Here is a 15,247-nt window from a genome sequence, read left to right on the forward strand (position 1 = left end):
AGCCGCTCAGAGTTCGGCCGCCCGGCGCACGAACGTCTCGTACAGGTCCTGCGCGGCCTGTGGTACCGACTCGGCCCGCCGGCGCTGGAGCATCAGCACCACCTCGGTGGCGTCCCCGGCCAGCGGCCGGCACACGATCGTCCCGCCGCGCTCCAGCGGGTCCCCGACCACGCTGAAGTCCGGCAGCACCGTCGCGCCCAGCCCCTCCGCGACCATCAGCTTGCCCATCTCGGCACCGTCCGTCGAGTACGAGAAGACGGGGGTGCGGTCCGCCAGCAGCCGGTGCACATAGCGGTGCATCACATAGCCGCTGCGCATGGCGATCAGCGGCACGGTGAGCAGATCCTCGGCCGACACCTCGGCCCGGCCGGCGAGCGGACTGTCCGGCCGGACGCACACCACCGGCCGCCCGCGCAGCAGTTCGACGGCCTCGAAACCGGCGGGCACGTCGTCGCCGTCGAGATGGTTCACCAGCCCCAGGTCGAAACCGCCCTCGGCGAGGGCCCGGTGGATCTCCGTCTGCTGGGCGCCCACCACCTCGACCTGGGTGACCGGATGTGTGGCCCGGAAGTCCCGCAGTACCGGGATGAGCAGCGGCACGGTCGCCGCGTTGACCGTGCCGACGCGCACCATCCGGCTGATCCGGTGCTGCTCGCCCGCCGCGACCCGCAGCCGGTCCACCGCCTCCAGCACCTGGACGATGTGCGGCAGCAGCTCCTGCCCCGCCGCACTCATCGTCGCGCCGGTGCGCTTGCGCTCCAGCAGGTCGATGCCCAGCTCCCGCTCCAGGTTCCGCACGGTCTCGCTCAACGCGGGCTGCGACAGACGCAGTTCGTCGGCCGCCCGGCGCAGCGAGCCGAGCCGCGTCACGGCCGCGATGTATTCCAGCTGTTCGGTCCGCACCCCGGCAGAATGCGCCGCCATTCGGGGCCTGTTCAAGGGTTTCCCTGTCACACGTTCGTGAAACTCAATGGTCCGCGATGCGAGAACGGTCGGGTTTTCCTTGACGCCCGTCGGCGCCGACTGCGACCATCGACGGCATGAAGATGCGACTGGACCTCACGCGGCGACGCCACGTCGACCTCGCGCGCGTCTCCAGCGCCTCCTGTTGCGCCGCGGCCTGATCACCCCACCGAGATCCGCCGCGCCCTCCTCTTCTCCTTCTCCCTTTTCCCGCCCGAATTCACCGTGCCCCCGCGTGCACCGCGCCTGGCACCCCTGAATTCCGGCGTGCCCGAAACTCGCAACAGGAGTTCCGCATGCCCGCCGCGCCCGTGAAATTCGCCTACTGGGTCCCCAACGTCAGCGGAGGACTCGTCACCAGCAGGATCGAGCAACGCACCGACTGGGGGTACGACTACAACCGCGAACTCGCCGTCCTCGCCGAGAACAACGGCTTCGAGTACGCGCTCAGCCAGGTCCGCTACATGGCCAGCTACGGCGCCGAGTACCAGCACGAGTCGACCAGCTTCAGCCTCGCCCTGCTGCTGGCCACCGAGCGCCTGAAGGTCATCGCCGCCGTCCACCCCGGTCTCTGGCACCCCGGGGTCCTCGCCAAGCTGGGCGCCACCGCCGACCACCTCTCGGACGGCCGGTTCGCCGTGAACGTCGTCTCCGGCTGGTTCAAGGGGGAGTTCACCGCGCTCGGCGAGCCCTGGCTGGAGCACGATGAGCGCTACCGCCGCGCCGAGGAGTTCATCCGGGCGCTGCGCCAGATCTGGACCGAGGACCACACCGAACTCGCCGGTGACTTCTACCGGTTGCGGGACTTCTCCCTCAAGCCCAAGCCGCTCAACACCCCCGAGCGGCCGCACCCGGAGATCTTCCAGGGCGGCAACTCCACCGCCGCCCGCGCCATGGCGGGCCGCGTCTCCGACTGGTACTTCTCCAACGGCAAGGACTTCGACGGCGTAGTCGAGCAGCTCCACGACGTCCGCAGGTCCGCCGCCGAAGCGGGCCGTACGGCACCGAAGTTCGGCCTCAACGGCTTTCTCATCGCCCGCGACACCGAGGCCGAGGCCCGCGACACCCTCCGCGAGATCATCGCCAAGGCCGACAGCGAGGCCGTCGAGGGCTTCGGCGCCGCCGTCAAGCAGGCCGGCCAGTCCGCCGCCGACGGCAAGGGCATGTGGCAGGACTCCGCCTTCGAGGACCTCGTCCAGTACAACGACGGCTTCCGCACCGGCCTGATCGGCACCCCGGAGCAGATCGCCGAACGTGTAGTCGCCTACAAGAAGCTCGGTGTCGACCTCTTCCTGCTCGGCTTCCTGCACTACCACGAGGAGGTCGAGTACTTCGGCCGGCGGGTGCTGCCCCTGATCCGTGAACTGGAGGCCCGGCTCCCGGACAGCGAGCCCGAGCCCGCCCCGGCCCACGCCTGACCCTCCCTCCACTGCGAAGCCACGAAAGAGGCAGCTCCATGGCCACCGTCCTGTCCGTCTCCGGCAGCCCCTCCGCCTCCTCCCGCACCGGCAGCCTGCTGCGCCACCTGGACCAGCGGCTGACCGCGCAGGGCCACGAGGTCGTCCCGCTCGACGTCCGCACCATCCCGGCCGAGGCCCTGCTCGGTGCGGACTTCCGGCACCCGGCGATAGTCGAGGCGACCGAGCTGTTCGCACGTGCCGACGGGGTCGTGGTCGGCACCCCGGTCTACAAGGCGTCGTACTCCGGCGTCCTCAAGGCCCTCCTCGACCTGCTCCCGCAGTACGCGCTCACCGGCAAGACCGTGCTGCCGCTGGCCACCGGCGGCTCCGTCGCGCACGTCCTCGCCATCGACTACGCGCTGCGCCCGGTCCTCAACTCCATGGGTGCCGCCCATGTCGTCCAGGGCTGGTTCACCCTCGACAAGGACATCACCGTGGAGGAGGACGGCACCCTGGTCCTCGCGCCGGCCGCCGCCGAGGCCCTCGTCCCGGTCGTCGACCAGTTCTCGGCCGCGCTCCTCGGCCGCACGCCCGTCCTCGCCGCGGCGAGCTGATCCGATGACCGCCCACGTCATCGCCGACGACACCGAGGCCCTAGCCGTGGCGAGGGACCTGGCCGACGCGTTCCGGGCCGGGGCCGCCGAACGGGACGCCGAACGCAGGCTGCCCCACGCCGAGTCGGACCAGCTGTCGGCCTCGGGCCTGCTGGGCGTCACCGTGCCCGCCGAGCACGGCGGTGCCGACGTCAGCGCCCTTACCCTCGCGGAGATCTTCCGGCTCCTCGGCTCGGCCGACGGCAGCCTCGCCCAGATCCCGCAGAGCCACTTCGTGTACGTCAACGTGATCCGCCGTCAGGGCACCGAGGCCCAGCGGAAGTTCTTCTTCGCCGAACTGCTCGCCGGCAGCCGCTTCGGCAACGCCCAGTCCGAGGCGGGGACGAAACACGTCCAGGACATCAGGACCCGCCTGGAACGCCAGGGCGACGGCACCTTTCTGCTGACGGGAGTCAAGCACTACTCCACCGGTGCCCTCTTCGCCGACTGGATCCCGGTCCTGGCCCGCGCCGAGGGCGACAACCTGCACGTGGCGTACGTCCCCCGGGACGCACCCGGCCTCACCGTCGTCGACGACTGGGACGGCATGGGGCAGCGTACGACCGCCAGCGGAACCGTCCGGCTGGACGGCGTCCCCGTGCCCGCCGACCGCGTGCTGCCGCACCACCTGACCTTCCAGGGGCCCCAACTCCACGGCGCGGTGGCCCAGTTGCTGCACGCGGCGATCGACGTGGGGATCGCCCGGGGAGCGCTGGCCGAGGCCGTGGAGTTCGTACGGACCAGGAGCCGCCCCTGGTTCGAGAGCGGGGTGGAGTCCGCCGCCGAGGACCCGTTGCTGATCCAGCGGTTCGGTGAACTCGACGTCCAGGTACGGGCGTCCGAGGCCCTGCTGCGGGAGGCCGCCCGTGCGGTCGACGCGGCCGGTGCCCGGCTCACCGACGCGTCGGCCGCCGAGGCGTCGATCGCCGTGGCCGCCGCGAAGGTGCAGGCGGCCGAGACGGCCGTGGCCGTCGCCGGGGCGCTCTTCGAGTTGTCCGGCACCCGCTCGGCCCTCAACTCCCTCAATCTGCACCGGCATTGGCGGGACGCCCGGACCCACACCCTGCACGATCCGACCCGCTGGAAGATCCAGCACATCGGCCGGTACGTCCTCAACGGCACCCTGCCGCCCCGCCACGGCCTGCTCTAGCCGCCCCGCCACGCGCCTCGCCCCCCCCACACGGACTCTCGTGATCGGAGAACGCCTCGTGTCCCTCACCTTCCACTGGTTCCTGCCCACCAACGGGGACAGCCGGCATGTCGTCGGCGGCGGCCACGGCACCCCGGCGACGGCCTCCGGACGGGACCGGCCGCCGACGGTCGCCTATCTGAGCCAGATCGCCAGGGCCGCGGAGGACCTCGGCTTCGTGGGGGCGCTCACCCCGACCGGTGCCTGGTGCGAGGACGCGTGGCTGACCACGGCGATGGTCAGCCAGCACACCGAGCGGTTGAAGTTCCTGGTCGCCTTCCGGCCGGGGTTCGTCTCGCCGACGCTCGCCGCGCAGATGGCCTCCACCTTCCAGCGGCAGACCGGCGGACGGCTGCTGCTCAACGTGGTGACCGGCGGCGAGAGCCACGAACAGCGGGCCTACGGGGACTTTCTCGACAAGGACGCGCGGTATCGCCGTACCGGTGAGTTCCTGGAGGTCGTTCGGGGGCTGTGGGCGGGCCGGACGGTCGATCTGGACGGGGAGCACCTCCGGGTCGAGGACGCCAGGCTGGCCCGGGTTCCGGAGCCGGTGCCCGAGGTGTACTTCGGGGGATCCTCGCCGGTCGCGGGCGAGGTCGCGGCCCGCTACGTGGACGTGTACCTGACCTGGGGGGAGCCGCCGGCCCAGGTCGCCGAGAAGATCGCCTGGATCCGGGGGCTCGCGGCGGAGCAGGGGCGCACCCTGCGGTTCGGGATCCGGCTGCATGTCATCACCCGGGACACCTCCGAGCAGGCGTGGGCCGAGGCAGGCCGGCTGCTGGACGGGTTCGACCCGGAGACCGTGCGGTCGGTGCAGTCGGGGCTCGCCCGCAGCGAGTCCGAGGGGCAGCAGCGGATGCTGGCCCTGCACGGCGGCCGGCGGGACGCGCTGGAGATCCACCCCAACCTGTGGGCGGGCATCGGGCTGGTACGCGGTGGCGCCGGGACCGCCCTGGTCGGCTCCCACGACGAGGTCGCCGAGCGGATCAAGGAGTACGCCGGACTGGGAATCGAGGAGTTCGTCCTTTCCGGGTACCCGCATCTGGAGGAGGCGTACTGGTTCGGGGAAGGGGTGCTGCCCCGGCTGGCCGCGGAGGGCGTGTGGCGGCACCCCGCCGGGAAGGGCGAAGTGCCGTCGGCACAGGTGCCGTTCGCGTCCTGAGGGTTGCGGCTCGGCGGCGGCCGCCCCGTCAGGCCGCGGTGAGGCCGGATTCGATACTGCGGTGCCGGGCGGCGCCGTGCACGAAGTCGGGCACGACCGGTGTGCCGCCGGTGCGCAGGTCGTCCAGGAACTGCCGGTAGGCGTGGGCGACCGCGTAGGCCGGCGCATCGGCCCGGGCGTCCAGGCCGGGGACGCGGACGAGGGATTCGGGCACCGGCAGCGGAGCGAGGCCGGTGGACGTGGAGCGGCCGCCTTCGAGGGCGACCGGGCCGAGCTGGAGGTGGCCGAGGGGAGCGGTGAGGACGAGGTCGCCCGCGGTGCCGTTGATCTCCCAGCGGAAGCCGGTGCCCCGGGACATGCCGCCGCGGTAGTGGACGGTGGCCACCGCGCCGCCCGGCAGCCGTCCCGAGGCCACCACCTGGTCCGCGGCCGTCATGGGCACACGCTGTCCGCTCTCCCGGTCCACGGACCACGTACGGCGCGAGGCCGTCCGGATCCGCAGTTCCTCGGGCTCGCCCAGGACCGACGCGAGTCCGTCGAGCAGGTGGCCGAAGGGGATGGTCAGCATCGTCGCGCCGTTCGCGGCGTCGAGGACATAGTGATCACGGGGACCCACGGTCGCGCCCCAGGCCCCGCCGGAGCCCACGACCGTCGTGGACAGCACCTCCCCGACGTAGCCGTCGGCCACCAGACGGCGCGCGTGGACGACGGCCGGGTGCGAGCGCGCCTGGAGGCCGACCACCGTCGGCACGGCCCGGCTCCGCGCCTGCCCGGCCATGTCCTCCGCCTCCGCGAGCCCGTTGCCCAGCGGCCACTCGCACAGCACGCTCTTGCCGCTGTCCAGCGCCGTCCGCGTCAGTTCCCGGTGGTGCGGCACCTTCACCGCCACGACCACGAGGTCCACTTCGTCGCAGGCGGCCAGCTCGGCGGCCGACCCGAAGGCGCGGGGCACCCCGTGCACCTGTCCGGAGCGCTTCGCCGATTCCTTCGAACTCGTGCTCAGCGCCCTCAGCTCGTATCCCGGGACGGCGCGCAGAGCCGGCAGGTGCGAGCGCGCGGCCCAGCTGCCGGCTGCGCCGAGTCCGATGATCCCGACGCCGATCGGCTTCCCGGACCGGGCCCGCTCGGCGAGGAGTGATGCGGATGCGTTCATGATGCGGAGACCTCTCCTTGCGGCCGCGGGCCGCGCTCGCTGTCCAGCAGGGCCATGAGGGGCGCGGCGTAGCGGGTTCCGGCCACCGCGTCGGCCGGGACGGCCGCGTCGATCGTGCGGAGCTCCGCGTCGGTCAGGCGGAGGCCGGCCGCGGCCAGGGCCTCCTCGACCCGGTGCGGCCGGCGGGCGCCCACGACCGCCACGACGCCGTCGTGCCCGCGGTCCTGGGCGAGGACCCAGGCGACGGCCAGTTGCGCGACGGTGATGCCGCGCGCGTCCGCGAGCGGCCGCAGCCGGTCGACCAGGGCGAGGTTCGCGGCGAGGTGGCCGGGGTGGAGGCGGGGCAGCCAGTGGGCGCGCGGGTCGCCGCCGGCGGGCTGCCGGTAGGCGCCGGTGAGCAGGCCGTGCGCGAGGACCCCGTAGGCAGTGACGCCGATGCCCAGCTCGCGGCAGGTGTCCAGGATGCCGTTGGTCTCGGGCCCGCGGCTGAACAGGGAGTACTCGATCTGCACATCGTGGATCGGATGGACGGCATGGGCACGGCGGATGGTCCCCGGCCCCGCCTCGGAGAGGCCGATGTGGCGCACGTACCCGGCCCGGATCAGCTCGGCGACGGCGCCGACCGTGTCCTCGATCGGGGTGCCGGGGTCGAGGCGGGCGGGGCGGTGGACGTCGACGTGGTCGGTACCGAGGCGGCGCAGTGAGTAGGCGAGCGCGTTCTTGACGTGGGCGGGGCGGCCCTCGATGCCGACGAAGGCTCCGGCGGGGCCGCGCAGTCCGCCGAACTTGACGCTCAGGACCGCCTTCTCACGGTCGCCGGGGCGCAGGGCGCGGCGGATGAGGTCCTCGTTGTGGCCCATGCCGTAGAAGTCGGCGGTGTCGAGGAGGGTGACGCCGGCGTCGAGGGCCGTACGGATCGTGGCGACGGCGTCCGTCTCGTCGGCGGGGGTGGTGTCGTCGGACATGCCGGCGCAGCCCAGCGCGAGCGGGGCGAGCTGCGGGCCGCCGGTTCCAAGGGGTCGGGTTCGCATAACTCCTTCTGCGGGCGTGCGAGGTGGGCGCGGCACACACGGGTGCCGCGGGCCTGGCGGCCACCGCCGCCTGTTAGCGTTGATATCTCAACACTAGGAAGAGGTCTGTTGATATGTCAACGCCCAGGGCCGGGGCTGCCGGGCCGGACGAGCCGGTCGACGGCGTCGTGCCAGAGCCCGTCGAGCTCTGGTCCGCCTTCAAGCGCGCCCATGAACTCGTCCGGACCCGGGTGGTCGCGGACACCGCCGAGGCGGCGGGCCTGTCCGAACCCGACCTGACGATCCTCGTCAACCTCGACAAGGCGGGCGGCGCCCTGCGTCAGAGCGAGCTCGCCGCTTCGCTGGGCTGGGACCGCACCCGTATCTCCCATCAGCTCACCCGCATGGGCAAGCGCGGACTCGTCGCCCGCGAACGCGGCGACGGCGTCACCGTCACCCTCACCGACGCCGGGCGCCGGATCATCGCCGCCGTGCACCCCGCTCTCGAAGCGGCGGTGCGCCGCCACTTCACGGACCGGCTCTCCGCGGAGGAGGCCGAGACGCTGAGTTCCGTGCTCCGTCGGCTGTAGCCGGGACCTCGTCGCCCGAAGAGAGCAGCAGAAGTTGCGTCACTCGTCCGGCGGGCCTGGCGTGCGGTCGGTTCGTGCGGCCGGGAGCCTAGGATCCATCACCGGGCAAACGGGGCATCTGCTGCTTCGTCGGCATGGGCGGGTCCACCTCACGACCGAAGGAGACGGGATGTCGCACCGCGCCGGAAGAACCCGTTGGAGACGCTTCGCGGTCGTTCTGGTGCCCGGCGTCGCCGCCTGCGCGACCGTCGGCATCGCCATGGCGCAGGGCGTGCTCGCCGCCTCGTTCTTCATCTCCGGGCAGAAGTTCCAGGTCGCCGCCGACAAACTGACCGCCCGCGGGTTCAGCCTCTACGGCATGGTCGACGTGACGAGGGAACACCAGCTCGTACCCGTCGTGGTCTCCGGTTTCCGGCACGCCACCGTCGACGGGCTGTGCCAGTCCGTCGTCGTCGACGTCCCGGTGCTGGGCACACAGACTCTGCGGCTCACCGGCGGTACCGGCCGGCCGGCCGAGGCCTCGAACCTGTTCATCGACGCGACGAGCGAGTCGGTCGGTGAGGCGAATTTCGGCGGCCTCGACATCGGCGTCGCGCAGGGAGCCGTCACCAAGGGCCCGATCAGGTCCGGGGACCGGAACTCGCGCTTCTTCGACCCCGACGGCGTCGCCCAGCAGTCGCTGTCGACCACCCTGAACGACGTCCGGGTGACCGCGGTCGCGGTCTCCGCCGGCACCTTCAACATTCCGGGCCTGCGACTGCGGGTCGAACAGGGCAACCACTCATGCTTCTGACCCCGGTGGCCACTGTGCACGGGGGCCGCACGCCCGGGTCCGCCACCTCCTCGCGGGACCGCAACCCCACTCATCAGGACAGGACGCGTGATCACCAACCCTTTCGGCAGCGGACGTGAACTGCTCGCCAGGGCACCGGAGTTCTGGCGCAGGTTCCGTAACTGGCGTGGCGAACGTCCCTTCTGGGCCGGGCTGTTCACCTTCGCCGCCGGTCTGCCCATCCTCTACTGGCCCTACGCGAACCTGAACCTGGGCGGGATTCCGCTCGCCCTGTCGACCACGTCCGGCGCCGGGTCGCTGGTGATCGGAACCCTGCTCCTGGTCCTGGGCGTCGCGCTCTGCTGCCGCCCCCATCTCCGTGTGTTCGCCGGGATCGCCACCCTCCTGCTCGCCCTTGTCTCCTTCCCCGTCGCGAACTTCGGCGGCCTGTTCCTCGGCGTTGCCTCCGGTCTGATCGGCGGTTCCCTGGCCTGCGCCTGGCTGCCGCCCCCGGCCGACGATCCGTCGACCGCGCCCGACGATCCGTCGACCGCGCCCGCCGACCAGATGGCCGCGTCGGCTACGACGGACACGGCGGCTGCGGCGGCTGCGGCGGCTGCGGCGGGCACGGCGGAAACGGCGGCTGCGACGGCTGCGGCGGGAGAGGGGCGCAGTGGCTCCTGACCCGCGCACCGGCAGTACCGCGCACTCCCGCGAGCGCCGCCCCGGGCGCCATGACGGACACCGTCACCCGCACCGCCCGCGTACGGCCGGTCTCTGGCTCCGCCGCGCGGCCCGGCCCCTCGCGGGTGCGCTGGCCGTGGTCGGCGTGGCCGTGCTCCTGCACCTCGACGTACCGGGGGCGGCAGGCAGCGCTTCCGGCTCGCGACTCGGTTCGGCGCCCCCGGTTCGTCCCGCGAAGGGCCCCTGCGTGCTCCGTGCCGACCGGCTCGTACTGCGTGGCGCGAGGTTCCGCGGGGTGGTCTCGGTGCGCACCGGGGCCGGGACCGTCCGGGCCCTGAAGTTCACCGTACGGTCGCTGGACGCCGTCAACCTCGATCTGACGGCGGGCCGGGGCCGTGCGGCGATGCGTCTGCGGGCGAGGCCGGCGACCACCTCCACGTTCAAGGGGCAGGGGGCCGGCGGGGTGGCGACCCTCTACGTCCGCAGACTGACCGGCCGGGTCACGGGCCTCGGCGGCGGCCCGCTCCCGGCGGACCGCACCGTCACGGTCACTCCCGACGCCGTACCCCACTGGCTCTCGCACCCGCTCGCCCGTACCCGCACCATCACCCTCGCCGGGGCGACCGCCTCCCAGATCGCCCAGTTCGGTGGCCGGCTGTCCATCAAGGGCCCGCAGCTGCGGACGACGGCACGGGGACCGCACAGAGCGTGACACCGGACGGGCCCGCGAGGCTCCTCACGGCCTTGGCGTCGATGTCCCGAAGTCTTCCGGCGCGGTTCTCACCCCTTGTGCAGGACGGCGTGGGCGATGCCCGTGAGGTTGCCCTGCGCGACGAGGATCTCCCGCCGGTCCGATCCGTCGAGACCGGCCGCGTAGACGGTCCCGGCCAGGTCGGTCACGTACATGCGGTCACCGTCCGGGTCGAGGGCGATGCCGATGCCCTCCATGAGGTGCGTCACGAGGATCTCGGACGTCCACCGGCCGTCCGGCGGGTCCAGCGAGGCCCGGTTGACGGTGTTGCCCCTCGGCGGGTCCCCGCGGTCCGTCCAGTACAACGCCCGTGCCCTGGGGTCGAGTTCCAGGTCGATCGGTTCCGGCAGGCCCTCGAACAGCACCTCCACGTCGTCGCGCCGGTCCGGTGTCTGCCCGGCGGGCAGGACGGTGCCGGCCCGCAGGATCCTGCCGAGTCCCGCGTCGCTCGGACCCTTCTGGGACCAGTAGAGGTGTCCGCCCACGGGGTCGACGGCCACACCCACGCACCACTTGGTCTCGTCCCGGCGGTCGTCCTCGCCCTCGCCGGTCCGGACGAGGGTCTCGACGTCGGAACCGTCCAGGTCGCAGCGCATCACGCGCATGCCTTCGCGGTCACTCCAGTACAGCTTCCGGTCGGTGGCTTCGAGGTGGAGCTGCTTCGGGGTGTGCGTGGCACCGTCGGGGACGATCGTCGTCCGGTTGCCGCCGTCCAGGTCCACGCGCTCGACGGAGCCGTCGTTCTCCGCCGGGACGCCCATGTTCGTCCAGTAGACGTACCCGGCACCGGCGTCCACGGCGACGCCGTCGGGGATCCGGCACCCGGTGACGAGGACCGTCTTGTCGGAGCCGTCGGGGAGCACGGAGAACAGGCGGCCGCCGCCGCTGGCCTCCAGCACGAACAGTGTGTCCCGGTCGTCCATCACGTTGCCTCCTTCGCGCCCGGTCCGGTCCGGGTCCCGGCCGGCGGTCCGGACGGGTCGTGCTGCGCGCGCACGGCCAGCAGGGCCGCGAGCATGGCGTCACGGCCGGCGGACAGCTCGTCGACCGAGTGGCCGTCCGCCTCCTTGAGGACCCCGCTCACGATCGTGTCCCTGAGCTCGGGCGTGAACTCGGGGGTGCCCAGCTGCCCCCAGGACTCGACCATGCGCGGCATGAGGGTGTCCATGAAGTGCTGGATGCCGCCCTCGCCGCCGCCGAGGTGCCACAGCAGGTGCGGGCCCATGACACCCCAGCGCAGCCCCGGCCCCCAGGACACCGCGTCGTCGGAGTCGGCCACGTCGAGCACGCCCTCCTGGACCAGGTACACGACCTCGCGGTACAGCGCGGCCTGGATGCGGTTGGCGACGTGCCCGGGAAGCTCCTTCTTCAGGTGGATCGGCTTCTTGCCGATCGCGGCGTAGAACGCCATGGCGTCCCGGACCGTCTCCGGGGCGGTCCTCGTGCCGCCGACGACCTCGACCAGGGGGACGACGTGCGGCGGGTTGAACGGGTGGCCGATGACGGTCCGCTCCGGATGCCGGCAGTCGACCTGGATGTCACTCATCGTGATGCCCGACGAACTCGACGCGATGATCGAGTCCGGCGGTGTGGCGTCGTCGAGGTCGGCGAACAGCTTCACCTTGAGCTCAGGGCGCTCGGGAGCGTTCTCCTGGACGAAGTCGGCGTCCGCGACGGCCTGCCGCATGTCCGGGGTGAATCCAAGGCGGTCGGGCGAGGCGCCGGGCGCGAGCCCGATCGCGGCGGCCGCGTCCCACGCGCCTGCCACGTACGACCGCAGGGCCGTTTCCGCGCCGGGCGCGGGGTCGGTCGCCGTGACGTCGAAGCCACGGACGAGGTAGTGCGTCGCCCAGCTGGCACCGATGGTGCCGGTCCCGACGATCGCCACGCGGTGGACGGACCTGTGCGATGTCATGGCTGATCACTGCTCCTGATCGTTGGCCACGCAGGGTGCGTGGCGACCGCGCGGCGGCCACGGGACAACCCTCGGCCCGGGGGAGCGCCGGCGCATCGGGCTGCGCGCCCAGGATTCGGGCGGGTTCTTGGTACCGCGGTACAGGGCACGCGGCCGGCGGCCCGCCGCGGCGCCCGGGGCTCCCGCGCCGGGCAACGGCTGTGCTGCCTCCGGTACTTGAGGGCCGGCAGCAAGTGCCGACGCCGGATCCGCCGCGCGGTCGGCTCACCCCGATTTGGTGCAGGAGCACCAAATCGAGCGGAAACGTGGTGTTCCGCGCCCAGTGGCTGTGACTCCGCCGCCTCCTAGCGTCGTTCGTACTGACCCCATCGGATTCCCCACTGGATTCCCCATCGGATTCCCGATCGGAAGGAACGGCAGATGAAGGCGACACACGGCGCGGCAGCCGATCAGGGACACGCTCTCGCGAGCCCCAACGGGAACTCGTCCGGGGTGGAGCCGCCCGTACTGGGCGGACCGGAGTTCTCCGACTACTTCCTTCTGGACAACCTGCTCACCGACGAGCAGCGGGCCCTCAAGAAGAAGGTCCGCGAGTTCATGGACCAGGAGGTCATCCCGGTCATCAACCCGTACTGGGAGCGGGCGGAGTTCCCCTTCGAGCTGGTGCCCAAGCTGGCGCGGCTGGACATCGCGGGCTTCCAGATCTCCGGGTACGGCTGCCCGGGGATGAGCAACGTGACCGCGGGCCTGGTGATCCTCGAACTGGCCCGGGGTGATCTGAACATGTCGACCATGATGGGGGTCCACTCGGCCCTGGCCATGATGTCGATCGCGCTGCTGGGCTCCGAGGAGCAGAAGCAGCGCTTCCTGCCGGCGATGGCCCGGATGGAGAAGCTCGGCGCATTCGGCCTCACCGAGCCCACGCACGGCTCGGACGTGGTCAAGCTGGAGACGACCGCGCACCGCGACGGCGACTCCTACGTCATCAACGGACACAAGAGGTGGATCGGCAACGCGACCTTCGCCGACTACTCGATCATCTGGGCCCGGGGCGACGACGGGCATGTCGGCGGCTATGTGGTCGAGAAGGGCACGCCCGGGTTCGACGCCCAGGTCATCAAGGGCAAGACGGCACTGCGCTGTGTCCAGAACGCGCAGATCTCCCTCACCGACGTCCGGGTGCCGGCCGCGAACCGGCTGGCGAACGTCAACACCTTCCGGGACACCGAGAAGGTCCTGCTGGCCTCGCGCTTCTGCGTCGCCTGGGAGTCGATCGGGGCCGCGGTCGCGGGCTACGAGACGGCCCTCGCCTACGCCAAGCAGCGCCGGCAGTTCGGGATGCCGCTGGCCTCCTTCCAGCTCATCCAGTACCGGCTGTCCCGGATGCTCGCGGACATCACCGACATGCTGTGCATGCAGCACCGGCTGAGCCAGCTCCTGGACGAGGGCGAGTACTCGATGCCCAGGGTCGCGCTGGCCAAGATGCACTACACCGAACGGGCCCGGGCCATCCTCGCCGACGCCCGCGACATGCTCGGCGGCAACGGGATCCTGCTCGACTACCACGTGGCCCGGCATCTGTGCGACATCGAGGCGATCGACACCTACGAGGGGACCGACACCGTGCAGGCGCTGATCGTCGGCCGTGACATCACCGGCTACAGCGCCTTCGTGCCCGCGGCGCCCAGCCACCACTGACCCGGCGCCCCGGCGAGGACAAGGAGTCGTCATGAGCAGCACGCCCCTCCTGCAGGGACTGCACGTCGTCGATCTCGCGAGCTTCATCGCAGGGCCCGCCGCGGCCACCATCCTCGGCGACTTCGGCGCCGACGTGGTCAAGGTGGAACCCCCGGGCGTGGGCGACGCGTACCGTTCGCTCAGCCGCATGCCACCGAACCCCCGTGTCGAGGGGGTCAACTACCCCTGGCAGCTGGACAACCGCAACAAGCGCAGCATCGCGCTCAACCTGAAGGCACCCGGTGCCCGGGCCGTGGTCGAACGGCTGGTGGCCTGGGCGGACGTGCTGGTGACCAACTTCCCGCCGCACACCCGCGCCAAGCTGGGCCTTGACTACGACGACCTGATCCCGCTGAACCCCCGGCTGATCTACGCCGATGTCACCGGCTTCGGCGAGGAGGGTCCGGACGCGCACCTGCCCGGGTTCGACGTGACCGCGTTCTGGGCCCGCAGCGGCCTCATGGACGTCACCCGCCAGCACGACGCACCGCCGGCGATGAACGCGTTCGGGTCGGGCGACCACCCGACGGCGATCACCCTGTTCGCCGGGATCATGACCGCGCTGTACCGGCGGGAGAGGACCGGCGAGGGCGCCCGCGTCACCGCTTCGCTGATCGCCGAGGGCGCCTGGGCGGCCGGCATGTGGCTGCAGGCCGTCCTGGTCGGCGGGAAGGCCCCCCGCCCGGTCGACAGGACCGACCCGCCGAACGCGCTCGCCAACGCGTACCGCACCGCGGACGACCGCTGGCTGCTGCTGGCCTTCGCCAACGAGGACAAGCAGGTCCCCCTCTTCCTCCAGGCGATCGGTCACCCCGAGGCCGCCGAGAACCCGCGCTACGCCGACTCGCAGAGCCGCCGTGCCCATGCCGGTGAGATCGCCGGCCTGCTGGACAAGACGTTCGCGGCCCGTCCGCTGGCCGAGTGGCGTCAGGTGCTCGACGCCGCGGGCCTCACCTACGGAGTCGCGCAGACGATCGAGGAGTTCGCCCACGACCCGCAGCTCGTGGCCAACGGGATCCTCGTACCGATCGACGACGGCGGCAGCGACCGGCATCTGACCGTCGACAGCCCCGTACGGCTGGACCAGGAACCCAAGGTCCGTCCGCGTCCGGCCCCCGACCTGGGCGAACACACCGACTCCGTGCTCCGTGACATCGGCTTCGACGCCACCGGGATCGAGGAACTGCACAAGGCCGAGGCCGTCGCCTGAGGCCATGGCCCGCGGCACGAGGCAAGGGCGCGGGGGACCGGCGCCAGGGAGAGAAAGG

At 71.9% G+C, this 15,247-nt stretch carries 16 protein-coding genes; 11 read left to right on the forward strand and 5 right to left on the reverse strand.

The features are described from left to right. Nucleotides 1-6: 6 nt before the first annotated feature. Nucleotides 7-903: a LysR family transcriptional regulator gene (locus ACFWPS_RS26270; RefSeq protein ID WP_383708624.1), complete on the reverse strand. Its 897-nt coding sequence runs from the start codon at nucleotides 901-903 to the stop codon at nucleotides 7-9. A 143-nt stretch (nucleotides 904-1,046) separates the two neighbouring features. Between ACFWPS_RS26270 and ACFWPS_RS26275 the strand changes: the two genes are divergently transcribed. The 5 genes from ACFWPS_RS26275 (at nucleotide 1,047) to ACFWPS_RS26295 (ending at nucleotide 5,367) form a co-directional block, all read left to right on the forward strand. Next, nucleotides 1,047-1,124 carry a putative leader peptide gene (locus tag ACFWPS_RS26275; RefSeq protein WP_350786652.1) on the forward strand — a complete coding sequence of 26 codons (78 nt, stop codon included), beginning with the start codon at nucleotides 1,047-1,049 and terminating at the stop codon, nucleotides 1,122-1,124. Nucleotides 1,125-1,259: 135 nt separating this feature from the next. After that, a complete protein-coding gene (sfnG, locus tag ACFWPS_RS26280) occupies nucleotides 1,260-2,381 on the forward strand; it encodes a dimethylsulfone monooxygenase SfnG (protein WP_383708626.1) in 1,122 nt (373 codons plus the stop codon). A 38-nt stretch (nucleotides 2,382-2,419) separates the two neighbouring features. Further along, entirely contained in the window at nucleotides 2,420-2,977 is a 558-nt protein-coding gene (gene ssuE / locus ACFWPS_RS26285) for an NADPH-dependent FMN reductase (protein ID WP_383708627.1), read from the forward strand. Nucleotides 2,978-2,981: 4 nt separating this feature from the next. Then, nucleotides 2,982-4,166: an SfnB family sulfur acquisition oxidoreductase gene (locus ACFWPS_RS26290; RefSeq protein WP_383708629.1), complete on the forward strand. Its 1,185-nt coding sequence runs from the start codon at nucleotides 2,982-2,984 to the stop codon at nucleotides 4,164-4,166. Nucleotides 4,167-4,224: 58 nt separating this feature from the next. Further along, complete coding sequence (locus ACFWPS_RS26295) at nucleotides 4,225-5,367, forward strand: LLM class flavin-dependent oxidoreductase (RefSeq protein ID WP_383708686.1); 1,143 nt, start codon at nucleotides 4,225-4,227, stop codon at nucleotides 5,365-5,367. A gap of 28 nt (nucleotides 5,368-5,395) precedes the next feature. Here the strand turns inward: ACFWPS_RS26295 and ACFWPS_RS26300 are convergent, their stop codons facing one another. Further along, complete coding sequence (locus tag ACFWPS_RS26300) at nucleotides 5,396-6,520, reverse strand: Gfo/Idh/MocA family protein (RefSeq protein WP_383708631.1); 1,125 nt, start codon at nucleotides 6,518-6,520, stop codon at nucleotides 5,396-5,398. Beyond that, nucleotides 6,517-7,551 carry an aldo/keto reductase gene (locus tag ACFWPS_RS26305; RefSeq protein ID WP_383708633.1) on the reverse strand — a complete coding sequence of 345 codons (1,035 nt, stop codon included), beginning with the start codon at nucleotides 7,549-7,551 and terminating at the stop codon, nucleotides 6,517-6,519. The genes ACFWPS_RS26300 and ACFWPS_RS26305 overlap by 4 nt, the downstream gene beginning before the upstream one ends. 113 nt (nucleotides 7,552-7,664) lie before the next feature. On the opposite strand from ACFWPS_RS26305, the gene ACFWPS_RS26310 reads away from it, so the two are divergent. The 4 genes from ACFWPS_RS26310 to ACFWPS_RS26325 all read left to right on the forward strand — a co-directional run bounded on the left by ACFWPS_RS26310 (nucleotide 7,665) and on the right by ACFWPS_RS26325 (nucleotide 10,288). After that, nucleotides 7,665-8,120: a MarR family winged helix-turn-helix transcriptional regulator gene (locus ACFWPS_RS26310; RefSeq protein WP_383708635.1), complete on the forward strand. Its 456-nt coding sequence runs from the start codon at nucleotides 7,665-7,667 to the stop codon at nucleotides 8,118-8,120. Nucleotides 8,121-8,289: 169 nt separating this feature from the next. Next, on the forward strand, nucleotides 8,290-8,913 hold the full coding sequence (locus tag ACFWPS_RS26315; RefSeq protein WP_383708637.1) for a DUF6230 family protein: 624 nt from the start codon (nucleotides 8,290-8,292) through the stop codon (nucleotides 8,911-8,913). A gap of 87 nt (nucleotides 8,914-9,000) precedes the next feature. Next, nucleotides 9,001-9,576, forward strand: a complete 576-nt coding sequence (locus ACFWPS_RS26320) for a DUF6114 domain-containing protein (RefSeq protein WP_383708639.1) — start codon at nucleotides 9,001-9,003, stop codon at nucleotides 9,574-9,576. Next, the gene (locus ACFWPS_RS26325) at nucleotides 9,566-10,288 is read left to right on the forward strand and encodes a hypothetical protein (protein WP_383708641.1); all 723 of its coding nucleotides are present in this window, start codon (nucleotides 9,566-9,568) and stop codon (nucleotides 10,286-10,288) included. Before ACFWPS_RS26320 ends, ACFWPS_RS26325 begins: the two co-directional genes overlap by 11 nt. A 68-nt stretch (nucleotides 10,289-10,356) precedes the next feature. Here the strand turns inward: ACFWPS_RS26325 and ACFWPS_RS26330 are convergent, their stop codons facing one another. Further along, complete coding sequence (locus ACFWPS_RS26330; RefSeq protein WP_383708643.1) at nucleotides 10,357-11,250, reverse strand: 3-hydroxyacyl-CoA dehydrogenase; 894 nt, start codon at nucleotides 11,248-11,250, stop codon at nucleotides 10,357-10,359. After that, nucleotides 11,250-12,242 carry a 3-hydroxyacyl-CoA dehydrogenase NAD-binding domain-containing protein gene (locus ACFWPS_RS26335; RefSeq protein WP_383708645.1) on the reverse strand — a complete coding sequence of 331 codons (993 nt, stop codon included), beginning with the start codon at nucleotides 12,240-12,242 and terminating at the stop codon, nucleotides 11,250-11,252. Before ACFWPS_RS26335 ends, ACFWPS_RS26330 begins: the two co-directional genes overlap by 1 nt. Nucleotides 12,243-12,662: 420 nt before the next feature. Here ACFWPS_RS26335 and ACFWPS_RS26340 point away from each other — a divergent pair, with 420 nt between their 5' ends. Both ACFWPS_RS26340 and ACFWPS_RS26345 read left to right on the forward strand, forming a co-directional pair. Beyond that, a complete protein-coding gene (locus ACFWPS_RS26340; RefSeq protein WP_383708646.1) occupies nucleotides 12,663-13,940 on the forward strand; it encodes an acyl-CoA dehydrogenase family protein in 1,278 nt (425 codons plus the stop codon). A gap of 31 nt (nucleotides 13,941-13,971) precedes the next feature. Next, entirely contained in the window at nucleotides 13,972-15,189 is a 1,218-nt protein-coding gene (locus ACFWPS_RS26345) for a CaiB/BaiF CoA transferase family protein (protein ID WP_383708648.1), read from the forward strand. The last annotated feature ends 58 nt before the right edge of the window (nucleotides 15,190-15,247 follow it).

The organism is Streptomyces sp. NPDC058457 (assembly GCF_042720695.1).
Classification (GTDB): domain Bacteria; phylum Actinomycetota; class Actinomycetes; order Streptomycetales; family Streptomycetaceae; genus Streptomyces.